This is a genomic window from Neobacillus sp. DZ-9, assembly GCF_059587065.1.
On sequence record NZ_JCAIOL010000007.1, the window covers coordinates 171,171 to 186,523 of the forward strand.

The following is a 15,353-nucleotide window of genomic DNA, read 5'->3' on the forward strand; positions in this document are numbered from 1 at the left end:
CTTTAAATTAAGTATTTTTTAACTGTTCAACTTCTTCTTTTGTTAAAGCTTCACGCCAAACCGTCGCACCGAGGCCATTCAATTTTTCAACAAGATTGCTATAGCCGCGGTCGATGTGTTCAAGGCCAGTTACTTCGGTAATTCCTTCTGCCATGAGGCCGGCGATAAATAGTGCTGCTCCAGCACGGAGGTCACTCGCCTTCACTTTTGCTCCTTGAAGCTGGATAGGCCCATTAATGATCGCCGAGCGGCCTTCTACTTTAATATTGGCGTTCATTCTTCTTAGTTCATCAATATGTTTAAAGCGGGCACCATAAATTGTATCGGTGACGACGCTTGAACCGGTTGCTTTGGTCAACAGCGTCGTAAATGGCTGCTGCAGGTCGGTTGGAAAGCCAGGATACACAAGCGTTTTGATATCAACGGCCTTCAACTTCGAAGCTCCGCCGTCGACAAACACCTGGTCGTCGCCTGATTCAATATAGACGCCCATTTCGCGTAGCTTGGCAATTAATGATTCTAAGTGCTGCGGGATGACATTGTCGATGAGGACGCCTTCTCCAACGGCGGCTCCTAGAATCATATAGGTACCTGCTTCAATCCGGTCAGGAATAATCGTATGACGGCAGCCATGAAGCGTATCCACGCCATCAATCCGGATCACATCTGTTCCGGCCCCTTTAATTTTCGCGCCCATATTCGTTAAAAGTGTAGCGACATCAATAATTTCCGGTTCTTTTGCCGCATTTTCAATGATTGTCCGTCCTTTTGCCCGAACGGCAGCAAGCATGATATTGATGGTCGCACCTACACTGACGACATCGAGATAAATCCGTGCGCCGCGAAGCTCGTCCGCACGCAAATAGATCGCCCCTTGTTCGTTAGTGATTTGCGCACCAAGTGCTTCGAAGCCTTTAATATGCTGGTCAATCGGTCTTGGCCCTAAATGGCAGCCACCTGGTAAACCAATGACGGCTTTTTTAAAGCGGCCGAGCATCGCTCCCATTAAATAATAGGACGCGCGCAGTTTTTTTACTTTTCCGTTTGGCAGCGGCATAGAAATCATCGTCGATGGGTCAACTGTCATTTCATCGTTCGTTATTTCAACCTTGCCGCCGATTTCTTCGAGCAAATCCTTTAAGATTTCCACGTCCGAAATCTCCGGCAGTCCTTCGATTGTTACTGGTGATTCTGCTAAAATAGTGGCGGGAATTAAGGCAACGGCACTATTTTTGGCTCCGCTGATGCGAACCATTCCCTTCAGCGGATATCCGCCTGCAATTTTAAGTTTTTCCATTTTCGACTCCCTTCTAAGCCATGCCTTATTCCGAATGCGCTTACAGCCGTTTGTAAAAAAACGCCTTGAAGATGACGCAAGGCTCTAGGTATATTTTTCCAACATAAAAAGTCAAATTCCGACAGTTTGTCTATCTTATAGTTTACACTAAAATTTTATTTTCATGTATCCATAATAAAAAAATTTGTACGAAAATGGAAAAACTGCAGATTAGTTAAGCGTTGTTCCGGGCATTCCAGTCTTTTAGGAAGCCTTCAATCCCTTTATCTGTTAATGGATGATGGAACAAGCCAATTAGAACTTTGTAAGGAATTGTCGCAATATCTGCGCCTCTTAATGCTGCTTCTGTTACATGGATTGGGTTGCGGATGGAGGCAGCAATGATTTGGGATTCGATGCCATGAACAGCAAAGATTTCGGAAATTTGTGAAATAAGCTCTAAACCGTTTTGGCCGATATCATCCAATCTGCCGAGGAACGGAGAAACATAGGTAGCACCAGCTCTTGCAGCAAGCAATGCTTGGTTTGCATTAAAAATCAATGTTACGTTTGTGGTGATTCCTTTTTTTGAAAAATGATTACATGCTTTTAATCCATCTGGTGTCATTGGAACTTTAATCGTAATATTTGGAGCAATCGCAGCTAGTTCCTCTCCTTCTCTAATCATGCCTTCAGCATCAAGGGCGATAACTTCCGCACTGACTGAACCAGGAACAAGCGCCGCAATTTCTTTAATACGGTCATGGAAAGAAACGTCTTTTTCTCTTGCAACTAGTGATGGATTCGTTGTTACACCTGCTAATAACCCTAACTCATGTACTTCACGGATTTCTTCTAAATTCGCTGTATCGATAAAAAACCTCATGTCTTTCCCTCCAAATTTCGACTAAATTTTCAATTTACGATGAACACACTGAAACCGCCCTTTAGATAAGAGCGGTTTTCATTTTATCACAATTGAGGCAAACTACAAAAACGGCCATAGATGGCGTTCTTGTATTACGCTCTGCCTGAAGAACCGAATTCGCGCATTTTGCCAGAAACGGTTTCTTTAATGGCATCGCGAGCTGGGCCTAAGTATTTACGTGGATCATATTCATTTGGTTTTGCCGCTAATACTTCACGAACCACTTTCGCAGATGCGATTTGGTTTTCTGTATTAACATTGATTTTCGCTGTTCCTAAAGAAATTGACTTTTGGATATCAGCTGTTGGAATTCCTGTTCCTCCATGAAGAACAAGTGGAAGACCAGTAGCTTGACCGATTTCTTCCATTTCCTTGTAACCAAGCTTTGGTTCACCTTTGTATGGACCGTGTACGGAACCTAGTGCTGGTGCAAGGCAGTCGATGCCTGTACGCGTAACTAGCTCTTTACACTCTTCAGGATCTGCATAGATAACGCCGTCAGCAACCACATCGTCCTCTTGGCCGCCAACTGTTCCTAATTCTGCTTCAACGGAAACACCTTTTGAATGAGCGTATTCTACCACTTTTGTAGTCGTAGCGATATTCTCTTCAAATGGGTGGTGGGAAGCATCAATCATAACAGATGTGAAGCCTGCATCAATCGCTTCTTTACATTTTTCAAAGCTTGAACCGTGGTCAAGGTGAATCGCAACCGGAACCGTAACGTTCAAATCTTCTAGTAAGCCCTCTACCATTTTAACAACGGTTTTGAAGCCGGACATATAACGGGCAGCCCCTTCAGACACACCAAGGATAACCGGTGATTTTTCTGCTTCGGCAGCTTGAAGAATCGCTTGGGTAAACTCTAAGTTATTAAGGTTAAATTGCCCAACCGCGTAGCCTTCCGCCTTTGCTTTGTTAAGCATCTCTGTCATGGAAACTAAAGGCATTTCTATTCCTCCTTAAATTGGGTCGATATCTTTTCATATAAATGTTTTCCCTAAATGAATTGAATATGTATCCATCTGAAAAGATAGCAACCGGTCAAAGTTCATATGTATCATATCAGAATAAAAGTAGAAATGCCATTAATCTAACAGTGTTTTTTAAAGTGTCACAATGAAAGCGCAGACAATTTCCTGTTTACACCTTTTGTATGAAAAAAAGGCAATTTCGCTGCCTTTTTGTCTTTTTCAATCTCGTTATTTTTTTAAAAAAATGACTTTAGTTTGCCTTTTGCGGAATGTGCTTTCGTACCGCAGCACGGATATCATCAATATCAAATGGCTTAGCAAAATGAGTGATGGCACCAAGGTCTTTTGCTTCTTGAATCATATCCAATTCTCCGTAGGCGGTCATTATGATCACTCGGATGTCTGGGTCGATGACTTTCATTCGCTTCAAGATTTCGATTCCGTCCATTCCCGGAATTTTCATATCCAACAGGACTAGATCAGGATCGTGCTTAGTTACGATATCAAGTGCCTGAACTCCGTTGGCCGCCTGGAATGTTTGATACCCTTCTTTTTGGAACACCTCATTTAGCAAAATGCGAATACCAAATTGATCGTCAACGATTAAAATTTTCTCTTTCATACTTCCACCTCTTCCCGATTTGATAGATTCTTAATTTTTAGTAAATTTCACCTAAACACTCACTTGTTATAGTTCTACATTTTAAGGCAAAATTCCTGCAAAAATTTTGCCTAGAATAATGTTATTTTGTGGAATTTTTAAAAAAAGTCTATAATAGTGGTGCGATAAGGAGGATTATCATGTTAAAAATGTTTACTACTCAATTAACTGGGTTATTTAAGAGACTCGAGGAAAAAGAAGAATTTGCGTTTGAAGATGGCGCCCGCCTGCTCGCACAGGGGCAGTCCATTTTTATTTTTGGCACGAAAGAAATGAAATCTGTTGAGTTTGAGGCATTAGAGGGTGCAGAGCCGCTTAAGGGGGCAAAAAGCTTAACAAATGTGGAGGAGGTTAGTGAGTCCGATCGGGTGCTGATTTTCACAAGGCAGTCCGATGATGAGGCCGCTGTGGAACTCGCGGGCCAGCTTCAGGAAAAAGGCATCCCTTTTGTTGCAGTATCGACAGTCGTTGATGGGGGCGGTTTGGATGCGCTGGCCGACGTTCATATTGATTTGCGGCTGACAAAGGGACTACTTCCTGATGATTTAGGAAATCGGTACGGATATCCTTCGGCGATGGCTGCTTTGTTCGTGTATCATGGTTTAAAATTCACGATTGATGAGATTTTGGCGGAATATGAGGAGTAAAAACGGGCCCAAGTGGGTCCTTTTTTTATGTTTTGGACATTTTATTGGCAGGTTTGGACATTTTTTTCGGAGTATTGGACAATTTTTAGACGTGTTTGGACATTTTTTTCACCGTTTTAAACAATTAGACATTTATATCCAAAAAACAAGACCAGTCCCCCAAAGGAAACTGGTCCATAAAATCCTATTTTTGAATGGTTGCTTTAATAAAGTCACGGAACAACGGCTGTGGACGGGTTGGTCTAGAGACGAACTCCGGATGGAACTGGGATGCCACGAACCATGGGTGGTCAGTCAGCTCGATGATTTCCACTAAACGGCCGTCTGGGCTTGTCCCTGAGAACACCAAGCCTGCAGCTTCCATTTCTTGACGGTAGTGATTGTTGAACTCATAACGGTGGCGGTGGCGCTCATAAACCACCTTTTCATCATAAGCAGCAATCGCCTTCGTACCTTCAACCAAGCGTGCAGGGTAAAGACCCAAGCGCAATGTACCGCCTAAATCCTCCACATCTTTCTGCTCTGGAAGCAGGTCGATGATTGGGTGCGCTGTCTCCGGTACAAACTCCGCAGAATGTGCATCACTAAGCCCAAGCACGTTGCGGGCAAATTCAATCGTCGCCAGCTGCATACCTAAGCAAATGCCCAAGAATGGCTTCTTCTGCTCACGCGCATAACGAGTCGCTTCGATTTTTCCTTCAATGCCACGGTCACCGAAACCGCCCGGAACAAGGACGCCATCGACATCGCCAAGGAGCTCGGCGACATTCTCACGCGTAACCTCTTCAGAGTTAATCCATTTAATTTCAACGTCGGTATCAAAGGCATATCCGGCGTGCTTCATGGCTTCCACTACGGAAATGTAAGCATCCTGAAGCTCAACATATTTTCCGACAAGCCCGATACGTGTTTTGCCTGAAAGATTCAGCACTCGGTCTACTAGTGCTTTCCACTCGGTCATTTCCGCTTCAGGAGTCGCTAATTTCAAGTGATCACAAACAATTTGGTCCATATTTTGCTCTTGAAGAGCCATAGGAATCGAATAAAGCGTGTCAGCATCACGGCACTCAATCACCGCTTTTGCATCGATATCACAGAACAAGGCTAGTTTATCCTTCATGTCCTGTGAAACCGGCAGTTCCGTACGAACGACGATAATATTTGGCTGAATTCCAAGGCTGCGAAGCTCTTTGACGCTGTGCTGGGTCGGCTTTGTTTTCATTTCACCGGCCGCCTTGATATACGGAATCAACGTACAGTGGATGTACATTACGTTTTCGCTGCCAATATCACTCTTGATTTGGCGAATCGCTTCTAAAAACGGCAGTGATTCAATGTCGCCCACTGTTCCGCCGATTTCCGTTATGACTACATCGGCATTCGTTTCGTTGCCGGCACGGAAGCAGCGCTCCTTAATTTCATTAGTAATATGTGGAATAACCTGTACGGTAGCTCCCAAATACTCACCGCGGCGCTCTTTGCGTAAAACCGTTGAATAGATTTTACCAGTTGTTACGTTAGAATATTTGTTTAAGTTAATGTCGATAAAACGCTCATAGTGGCCTAAGTCCAAATCTGTTTCGGCACCGTCACCGGTTACGAATACCTCACCATGCTGATAAGGGCTCATGGTTCCTGGGTCAACGTTAATGTATGGGTCAAATTTTTGAATCGTTACATTTAACCCCCGATTTTTCAATAAGCGCCCTAAGGATGCCGCTGTAATTCCCTTTCCAAGTGATGAAACGACACCACCTGTTACAAAAATATATTTTGTCATTAAATATTCCCCCTCGTATACAGTTTGTACATTATTCGGATTGTTAATGGGAGTTTTGCAAAAAATTTTCAAACGAAAAAACTCCATTCCAACGGAGTTTTTGCGCAAAAAAGCGGAAGCGCCTTGATCAAGGCGACAAGCATAAGACGAGCCGGCGGGAAGGTTGCCTTTTAACCTTCTCGACGGATTGTCTGTAGACCATCGAGCCCCTAGGCGCTGTAGCTGGACAAAAATAAAAACGCTCCGCTTACGCATTGGTAAGGGAGCGCATTGTAAGTAAATAATGTATCGTCCTTTTTTAAGGAGCCCAAAAAAGATAATACAAGGGCACGAATGAAAAGTCAAGCCGAATATCCGGGTAAAAATTACAAGTTTTCGTCTTCTTCTTCGTCTAATTCGGCCTCATCATCATCATCATCGTCATCGAGATCATCTTCGTCGTCAAGCTCGAATTCTTCTTCTTCGTCTTCAATGACATCCTCATCGTCATCGTCAAACTCGTCGTCGACCTCATCAAGTTCATCGAAGGAATCGTCATCATCAAGGAGATCATCTTCGTCGTCAAATTCATCGACGTCATCATAATCTTCATCATCAACTTCATCGAAATCGTCAAGATCCTCTTCATCGACGACTTTCTTCGCCTTTTTCTTCTTCGTTTTCACTGTGTTCACAACTTCTTCTTCCGCTGTATCAACCGGATACCAAACGCGAAGTCCCCAGCGGTTATCGCCTAATGAGAGGAAACGGCCATCTATATTCATGTCTGTATAAAATTGTGCCAGCCGCGTGCGAACTTCTGATTCAGAAAGCTCAGCAGCCTGTGTAATTGCATTGATCAATTCATTGAAGGAGATTGGTTGCTTGCTATTTTTTAAAAATTCGTAAGCCATTTCAATGAGGGATAACTCTTGTAATTCCTCTTTTGAGTATTGTGCTAAACTCAATATTGGCACTTCCTTTCTCTATTTAACACTCTAAAAAGAGTGATAAGGGCATTTCTCCCATTTTGCATATTCTTCATTATAAACAAATTCTTATCGTTTATGCTAGTTCTAGCTGACCAATCCCTTGATTTTTTCCTGCTAATCGTCCTTTTTGTTGAATTTTTTTAATTCTTTAATCGAAATAACGAGAAAGAAGATCGCTAAAAGCAGGAATGAGACGGCGCCTAACTGACGCTCATACAGATAATATAATGGCCAGGCAAAAATGATTAAAATAATGATCATCGTACGTAGCTTCATATTCACACCTGCCAAGATCCTCAAAGTTTGTCCACTAGTTAGATTATATAAGAAAAATCTTTTTTTTAAAACAACGGTGTCAGGCACCATGTGAAATTCTCACATGGTGCCTGACACTCAACATTGCTTACATATTTCTTCGGTACTGCCCGCCGACTTCGTAAAGGGCGCGGGTAATTTGGCCAAGGCTGGCCACTTTGACGGTTTCCATCAGTTCGGCAAAAATGTTGCCATTATTGACGGCCGCTTCCTTCAAGCGTTTCAGCGACGCCGCTGCTTCGCCTTTGTGGCTTTCCTGGAACGCGCGCAAATTATGAATCTGCAGCTCTTTTTCCTCGGTTGTAGCACGGGCCAATTCCATATTGTTAACATCTTCCTCGGACGGAGGATTCGGATTTAAATACGTATTAACCCCAATAATTGGCAGTTCACCGGTATGCTTTTTCATTTCATAATACATCGATTCATCTTGAATCTTGCCGCGCTGGTACTGGGTCTCCATTGAACCAAGCACACCGCCGCGGTCATTCAAGCGTTCAAATTCTTGTAAAACAGCTTCTTCGACAAGTTCCGTGAGCTCTTCCGCGATGAACGAGCCCTGAAGCGGATTTTCATTTTTCGTTAAGCCGTGCTCATTTGTAATGATCATTTGAATCGCCATTGCCCGTCTTACTGATTCCTCGGTTGGTGTCGTAATTGCCTCATCATAAGCATTGGTATGAAGCGAATTACAGTTATCGTGCAGCGCCATTAATGCCTGCAGGGTGGTTCGGATATCATTAAAGTCGATCTCCTGAGCATGCAGCGAGCGGCCGGATGTCTGAACATGGTACTTCAGCTTTTGGCTCCGTTCGTTTGCACCATACTTATCGCGCATCACCGTTGCCCAAATGCGGCGGGCCACACGGCCGATAACGGTATATTCCGGATCTAAGCCGTTGCTGAAAAAGAATGATAAGTTCGGCGCAAAGTCATCAATTTTCATGCCGCGGCTTAGGTAATACTCGACATAAGTGAAGCCGTTTGACAGCGTGAAGGCCAATTGCGAAATCGGATTCGCGCCCGCTTCAGCAATGTGATAGCCGGAAATGGAAACGGAATAGTAGTTGCGCACCTGCTGGTCAATGAAATATTGCTGGATATCCCCCATCATTCTTAGGGCAAACTCTGTTGAAAAAATACAGGTGTTCTGGCCTTGGTCTTCTTTTAAAATGTCGGCCTGCACCGTACCGCGGACAGTCCTTAATGTATAGGCGCGAACTTCGGCGAATTCTTCCACCGTCAACACACGGCCTAACTCCGCTTCTTTCCGCTTCACCTGCTGATCAATGGCTGTATTCATGAACATCGCTAAAATGATCGGTGCCGGTCCATTGATTGTCATCGAAACCGAAGTCGATGGGTGGCAAAGATCAAAGCCGTCATAGAGCTTTTTCATGTCGTCCAACGTACAAACACTGACTCCGCTTTCGCCGACTTTTCCGTAAATATCAGGACGGTAGTCAGGGTCTTCGCCATACAAAGTAACGGAATCAAATGCTGTACTTAGGCGCTTCGCATCGTCGTCCTTCGATAAATAGTGGAAACGGCGGTTCGTTCTTTCCGGTGTGCCTTCTCCGGCAAACTGGCGTTTTGGATCTTCCCCTTCACGCTTGAAAGGGAAAACACCTGCCGTATATGGGAATGAACCCGGTACGTTTTCCTGATAGACCCAGCGGAGAATTTCGCCGTAATCCTTGAATTTTGGCAGCGCCACTTTTGGAATATCGATTCCTGATAAGCTCTTTGTTTTTAAAATTGTAATAATTTCTTTATCGCGGATTCTGGTGACAAATTTATCTCCGGAATACGCTTTTTTGGTATCTTCCCAGCTGTCTAAGATTTTCTTCGATTCCGGGGTTAATTTCGCTTCTGTTTCCGCTTTGACGGCTTCGAGTGCCGCAATTACTCCAGGCTCTTGGACTGCTTCAATCGCACCCTCAAGCTGGAATAATTTCCTGGCAATATTGGCCTGCTCTTCGGCCTTCTTATGATAGCCGCGCACTGTTTCCGAGATTTCACGTAAATAATAGCGGCGGTCCGTTGGAATAATCACGTTTTGCTTTTCCACAACGGCATTCTTATTAAAAGATGTCACCCAATCGGTGTCCATTTTTTCATTAATTTTTTCAATTAACGCGGCAAACAAAGCGTTTGTGCCATGATCATTGAACTGGCTGGCAATCGTACCGTACACTGGCATTTCTGAAGGGTCTTTTTCAAACAGCATATGGCTGCGCTGATATTGCTTTTGCACCTGGCGCTTTGCGTCCTCTGAACCCTTACGCTCGAATTTATTGATGACGATCAAGTCGGCGAAGTCGATCATATCAATTTTTTCAAGCTGGGACGGTGCCCCGAATTCTGAAGTCATTACATATAGCGATACATCACAGATTTCGGTGATTTCGGCATCGCCCTGTCCGATTCCGCTTGTTTCCACGATGACAAGGTCAAAACCCGCCGCCTTTGTCACGGCAACAGCATCTTTAATCGCGAGTGACAGCTCGTTTTTCGAATGTCTTGTCGCAAGGCTGCGCATGTATACATTCGGTGAAAAAATTGCATTCATGCGGATACGGTCGCCAAGAAGCGCACCGCCTGTTTTTTGCTTTGTTGGGTCAACCGAAAGGATCGCTACTTTTTTATCAGGCAACTCATTGATAAAACGGCGGATCAATTCGTCGGTTAACGAACTTTTTCCAGCACCGCCCGTTCCGGTGATACCAATCACTGGAATTCCCTTCTCAAGTGACTTCACTTGTTCGAGCACTTCTTCGGCTGTAGCCGCCGCCTCGTTCCTTTTATCGACATGAAGCTCTGCCACTGTTATCATCTTAGCAATAGCGTTAACATCCCCTGAAGGAAGTTTTTCGATTTGCTCGCTGATATTGTCCGTGACCGTTGAAAAATCACACTCCTCAATCATCCGGTCAATCATACCCTGAAGGCCGAGGGTGCGGCCGTCTTCAGGTGAGAAAATCCAGGCAATTCCGTACTCATGAAGCTCATTTATTTCCCGAGGGATAATTACGCCGCCCCCGCCCCCGTATATACGGATGTGCGGTGCGCCTTTTTCTTTTAATAAGTCATACATGTATTTAAAATATTCCACGTGTCCGCCTTGGTAGGAAGAAATCGCGATTCCTTGGGCGTCCTCTTGAATCGCAGCGTTCACGACCTCCTCGACCGAGCGGTTATGGCCAAGGTGGATGACTTCGGCCCCGCTTGACTGGAGGATTCGACGCATTATATTGATGGAAGCATCGTGGCCGTCAAAAAGGCTGGATGCTGTGACAAAACGGATATGATGCTTCGGCTGGTATTTACTCGTTGTTTTCACGCTTGGGTTCCCCCTTTTTTAAATTGGCTGTTGATTTTTCAAATCTTTACCACAACCTAAAAATTAGCCTTTTCTTTGCGGCTGGAATTGGCGCAATCCAGACAGCAATTGTTCAGTTTGCAGCTCGATATATTCGTCTAATGTAAATAATTTTCGTAATGCCCAGCGGCGGAAGCCCCACATTTGCCCCTGGACAAAAATATTATGGGCAATGATTTTGGCCTGCTGTTCGGTTAACTCAAGCTCCCCGTTCTCGATGCAGCGGGAAAGCAAGTTTTCAAACATGGCCACCATGGCTTCTTCTTTTTTCAACACATATGGAAGAGCGTCTTTTGAAAGCGATTTGACTTCCTGATACATGACGAGCACTTCGGACTGCATTTCATCCATTACATGAAAAAAGTTTGCAATGCCGAGCTTTAGGCTCTCCAATGTCCCCTTTTTCACAGACAAATCCTGTTCGAGACGTTCGCTGACCTGGTCATAGATGCTATCGCAGACAAGATATAACACATCTTCCTTTGTGCGGATGTATTCATATAGCGTCCCAATGCTGAAGCCGGCCGCTTTGGCAATTTCCCTTGTCGTCGTCCGGTGAAACCCCTTTTGTTTAAAAAGTGCTACGGCCCCTTTGATCATTTGATCGCGCCTCTTTTGAACAAGGCGCTCATCCTTGACCGAGGCCTGAACCTCCCGCTTTTTCATCGCTTTTTCCTACCTTTGTCTAGCTCCAGCGCCTAGGGGCTCTTTGGTCTAAGCCAATCCGTCGAGAAGGTTAAAAAGCAACCTTCACGCCGGCTCGTCTTATGCTTGTCGCCCCTGAGCAAGGCGCTTCCGCTTTTCGTTTTATTTTGTAATCATTCTAGAAATAACGAGGCGCTGGATTTCCTGAGTGCCTTCGTAAATTTGCGTAATTTTTGCATCGCGCATGAATCTCTCAACTGGATAATCCTTTGTATAACCGTAGCCGCCAAACACTTGAACGGCTTCTGTTGTTACCTTCATCGCTGTGTCGCCAGCAAGAAGCTTCGACATCGCCGACTCTTTTCCGTATGGGAGGCCGTTTGACTCGAGCCATGCCGCTTGATAGGTTAATAGTCTTGAAGCTTCGATGCCTGTTGCCATGTCAGCAAGCTTGAAGCTGATGCCTTGGTTGGCCGCGATTGGCTTGCCGAACTGTTGGCGTTCTTTTGCATAGTCAACAGCAGCGTCTAGAGCGCCTTGGGCAATTCCCACCGCTTGCGCCGCGATGCCGTTGCGTCCGCCATCAAGCGTCATCATCGCAATTTTGAAGCCTTCGCCCTCTTCGCCAAGACGGTTGGCAACTGGAACACGGCAATCTTCAAAAATAATTTCAGTTGTTGGTGATGACCGAATGCCTAGTTTCTTTTCTTTTTTGCCTACAGAGAAGCCTAGGAAATCTTTTTCAACGATGAACGCAGTGGTGCCTTTTTGTCTGTTGGATGGATCGGTTAAGGCAAATACAACATAGATGTCCGCGATGCCGCCGTTGGTAATAAAAATTTTGGATCCGTTTAGAACGTAATGGCCGTCCTCAAGACGCGCTGTCGTTCTCATGCCGCCTGCATCGGAACCGCTGCCTGGCTCAGTTAAGCCGTAAGCGCCGATTTTGCTTCCTTCTGCCATTGGTCGTAGGTAGGTTTGCTTTTGTTCTTCCGAACCAAATTTGTAAATTGGCCAGCCTGCAAGTGAAGTGTGGGCAGAAAGAGTTACACCTACTGATGCGTCAACCCGGGAAAGCTCTTCTACTGCGATGCAGTATGCTAAGTAGTCGCTGCCAATGCCGCCGTACTCTTCCGGCCACGGAATTCCTGTTAAGCCAAGCTCCGCCATTTTGTCAAAAATTTCACGATCAAAGCGTTCGTCCTCATCACGTTCTGCAGCGGTAGGCGCCACCTCGTTACGCGCGAAATCACGAACCATTTTACGAATCATTTCATGTTCTTCGGATAGTTTGAAGTTCATTTATGAAGTCCTCCTTTAAACTTTCTACGAATTTTATTGGGTATTCTACAAAATTTAGGTTGAATTCTACAATTTTTGGTGGGTATTCTTCAAAATTCAGGTTGGTTTCTACAATTTTGAGACCACATTCTACAAAAAGAAACTTACTACTTATTTTTTGGAACTTAATACATAATTTCTGCCGCTTACGACATCTTTTCGAAAGTTATCAACATACGTTGGATAATTTTATAAAACCTACAGACTCTTACTAATGACAATCCGCTGGATCTCACTCGTACCCTCATAAATCTCCGTAATTTTCGCATCGCGGAAATACCGTTCAACTGGGTAATCCTCTGTATATCCATAGCCGCCGAAAACCTGGATGGCTTCGGTCGCAACCTCTACCGCCGTCCGCGACGCATAAAGCTTCGCCATCGAAGCTTCCAAACCGCACTTCACACCGCGCCCACGCAAATCAGCTGCACGATAGACTAATAGTTTCGCCGCTTCCACACTAGTTGCCATATCGGCCAGCTTAAAACCAATCCCCTGCTGGGAAGCAATCGGTTTGCCGAACTGCTGGCGGTCCATCGCATAGGCGGTTGCGGCCGACAGTGCGGCCTCAGCGATTCCAAGTGCCTGGGCGGCAATCCCGATGCGGCCAACGTCGAGGTTGGCCATCGCGATTTTAAAGCCGTCGCCTTCCGCACCAAGAAGGTTCTCGGCCGGCACCCTCATATCCTCAAACGTCAGCTGGACCGTTCTTGAGCCATGCAAGCCCATTTTCTTTTCATCCTTGCCGATTACGAGGCCAGGTGTCCCCTTTTCCACAATAAACGCGGAAATACCTTTGCTGCCTAACTCCGGGTTAGTTTTCGCAAACACAATATAGACATCGGCTTCGCCGCCATTTGTGATAAACACCTTCGATCCGTTGATCACATAATGATCGCCGCTTCGAACCGCACGCGATTTCAAGCTGGCAGCATCCGATCCAGAGCTCGCTTCCGTTAAGCAAAATGCCCCAAGATACTCACCAGATGCCATCTTTGGCAAATATTTTTGCTTCTGTTCCTCGGTTCCGAAGTAAAGAATCGGATTGGTACCGACGGAGGTATGCACGGATAGGATAACGCCGATGGTGGCGCTTACTTTGGATAGCTCATTAATGGCGATGATATAAGAAGTGAAATCCATCTCAGCGCCGCCGTATGTTTCTGGAACCGGAATTCCCATTAGGCCCAGTTCCCCCATTTTGCGAAGAATTTCCCGCGGAAACTCACCCTTTTCCATTTTTTCAATAAATGGAGCAATTTCGTTTTCGGCAAAATCGCGGACCATTTTTCGCATCATTTCTTGTTCTTCTGTGAATGTTAGATTCATGCTGATTTCTCCTTTTGGAGAATCTAAAGTGGCAGTATTCATCATCAAGCATCCCCTTTTTCGAAAAATAGAATGGAACTGGGCTTAAATTATTTATTAATCTGTTATTCGTTCGTGTTAAAACTGCGGCACGATTCTCCTACTCTATTCGTATGTGTAAAACCCTCGGCCGGTTTTCTTGCCGAGCCAGCCTGCTTTTACATATTTTCGAAGGAGTGGACATGGACGGTATTTGTCGTCACCAAGGCCATCCTGAAGCGTTTCCATAATGTATAGGCATGTATCTAAGCCGATAAAATCAGCCAAGGTTAGAGGACCCATCGGGTGATTCATGCCGAGTTTCATCACTTCGTCGATTGCTTCTTTTGTAGCAACACCCTCGTACAGGGCATAAATCGCTTCATTGATCATTGGCAAAAGGATACGGTTGGAGATAAATCCTGGGAAATCATTGACTTCAACCGGCACCTTGCCGAGCGTTTTCGTCATATCTTCAATCACTTGGTATACTTCATCTGCTGTCGCTAACCCGCGAATAATTTCAACCAGCTTCATCACCGGGACTGGATTCATGAAGTGCATGCCGATGACCTTTTCCGGACGCTTTGTTGCCGCTGCAATTTCCGTAATCGGAAGCGAGGAAGTATTGCTTGCTAAAATCGTATGTGCTGGAGCAATTTCATCTAACTGTGCGAAAATTTTCGTCTTGATATCCATGTTTTCAACAGCTGCTTCAATGACAAGATCCACTTCGGCTGCATCCTGAAGGTCAGTTGAGACTGTGAGTCTCGCCAGCACTTCTTGCTTTTGTTCATCTGTCATTCGCCCTTTGTCCACGTTGCGGGATAGATTTTTGTTAATAATACCTAATCCGCGTTCAACGAATTCAGATTTAAGATCATTTAATACGACGTTGTAGCCTGCTTGAGCGCATACTTGGGCGATTCCGGAGCCCATTTGTCCTGCTCCGATTACCATTACTTTAGAAACCTTCATGTTTTCCCCTCCAAATGGGGGGCCGCAGCCCCTGTTTTTTATCCAAAAATGGTTTTGTCTATTTATTCGAGTGTTTTGTCTATTTTTTCTGGCACTTTGTCTATTATT

The 15,353-nt window shown here is 44.9% G+C and carries 13 protein-coding genes; 1 reads left to right on the forward strand and 12 read right to left on the reverse strand.

Annotation, left to right across the window (positions count from 1 at the left end; all coding sequences use genetic code 11):
* Positions 1-7 precede the first annotated feature (7 nt).
* The 4 genes from murA to AC59HZ_RS20295 all read right to left on the reverse strand — a co-directional run bounded on the left by murA (position 8) and on the right by AC59HZ_RS20295 (position 3,800).
* Complete coding sequence (gene murA, locus AC59HZ_RS20280; protein ID WP_496547597.1) at positions 8-1,297, reverse strand: UDP-N-acetylglucosamine 1-carboxyvinyltransferase; 1,290 nt, start codon at positions 1,295-1,297, stop codon at positions 8-10.
* Positions 1,298-1,511: 214 nt separating this feature from the next.
* On the reverse strand, positions 1,512-2,162 hold the full coding sequence (fsa, locus tag AC59HZ_RS20285) for a fructose-6-phosphate aldolase (protein ID WP_496547598.1): 651 nt from the start codon (positions 2,160-2,162) through the stop codon (positions 1,512-1,514).
* Between the two features lie 134 nt (positions 2,163-2,296).
* Complete coding sequence (locus AC59HZ_RS20290; RefSeq protein WP_496547599.1) at positions 2,297-3,154, reverse strand: class II fructose-bisphosphate aldolase; 858 nt, start codon at positions 3,152-3,154, stop codon at positions 2,297-2,299.
* A gap of 274 nt (positions 3,155-3,428) precedes the next feature.
* Positions 3,429-3,800, reverse strand: a complete 372-nt coding sequence (locus tag AC59HZ_RS20295) for a response regulator (protein WP_223594925.1) — start codon at positions 3,798-3,800, stop codon at positions 3,429-3,431.
* Between the two features lie 179 nt (positions 3,801-3,979).
* Here AC59HZ_RS20295 and AC59HZ_RS20300 point away from each other — a divergent pair, with 179 nt between their 5' ends.
* Positions 3,980-4,486: a DUF2529 domain-containing protein gene (locus AC59HZ_RS20300; RefSeq protein WP_496547600.1), complete on the forward strand. Its 507-nt coding sequence runs from the start codon at positions 3,980-3,982 to the stop codon at positions 4,484-4,486.
* A gap of 184 nt (positions 4,487-4,670) precedes the next feature.
* Here the strand turns inward: AC59HZ_RS20300 and pyrG are convergent, their stop codons facing one another.
* The 8 genes from pyrG to AC59HZ_RS20340 form a co-directional block, all read right to left on the reverse strand.
* Positions 4,671-6,266: a CTP synthase gene (gene pyrG / locus AC59HZ_RS20305; RefSeq protein ID WP_496547601.1), complete on the reverse strand. Its 1,596-nt coding sequence runs from the start codon at positions 6,264-6,266 to the stop codon at positions 4,671-4,673.
* 365 nt (positions 6,267-6,631) lie between these two features.
* Positions 6,632-7,213: a DNA-directed RNA polymerase subunit delta gene (gene rpoE, locus AC59HZ_RS20310; protein ID WP_496547735.1), complete on the reverse strand. Its 582-nt coding sequence runs from the start codon at positions 7,211-7,213 to the stop codon at positions 6,632-6,634.
* 138 nt (positions 7,214-7,351) lie between these two features.
* A complete protein-coding gene (locus tag AC59HZ_RS20315; RefSeq protein WP_496547602.1) occupies positions 7,352-7,513 on the reverse strand; it encodes a hypothetical protein in 162 nt (53 codons plus the stop codon).
* 127 nt (positions 7,514-7,640) lie between these two features.
* Positions 7,641-10,895 (reverse strand): fused isobutyryl-CoA mutase/GTPase IcmF, encoded by a 3,255-nt coding sequence (gene icmF, locus AC59HZ_RS20320; RefSeq protein ID WP_496547603.1) that lies wholly within the window; start codon positions 10,893-10,895, stop codon positions 7,641-7,643.
* A gap of 63 nt (positions 10,896-10,958) precedes the next feature.
* Entirely contained in the window at positions 10,959-11,600 is a 642-nt protein-coding gene (locus AC59HZ_RS20325; protein WP_496547604.1) for a TetR/AcrR family transcriptional regulator, read from the reverse strand.
* 141 nt (positions 11,601-11,741) lie between these two features.
* The gene (locus AC59HZ_RS20330) at positions 11,742-12,881 is read right to left on the reverse strand and encodes an acyl-CoA dehydrogenase (RefSeq protein WP_496547605.1); all 1,140 of its coding nucleotides are present in this window, start codon (positions 12,879-12,881) and stop codon (positions 11,742-11,744) included.
* A gap of 237 nt (positions 12,882-13,118) precedes the next feature.
* On the reverse strand, positions 13,119-14,249 hold the full coding sequence (locus AC59HZ_RS20335) for an acyl-CoA dehydrogenase (RefSeq protein WP_496547736.1): 1,131 nt from the start codon (positions 14,247-14,249) through the stop codon (positions 13,119-13,121).
* 144 nt (positions 14,250-14,393) lie between these two features.
* Positions 14,394-15,245, reverse strand: coding sequence for a 3-hydroxybutyryl-CoA dehydrogenase (locus AC59HZ_RS20340; RefSeq protein ID WP_496547606.1), 852 nt, complete (start codon positions 15,243-15,245; stop codon positions 14,394-14,396).
* Positions 15,246-15,353: the final 108 nt, after the last annotated feature.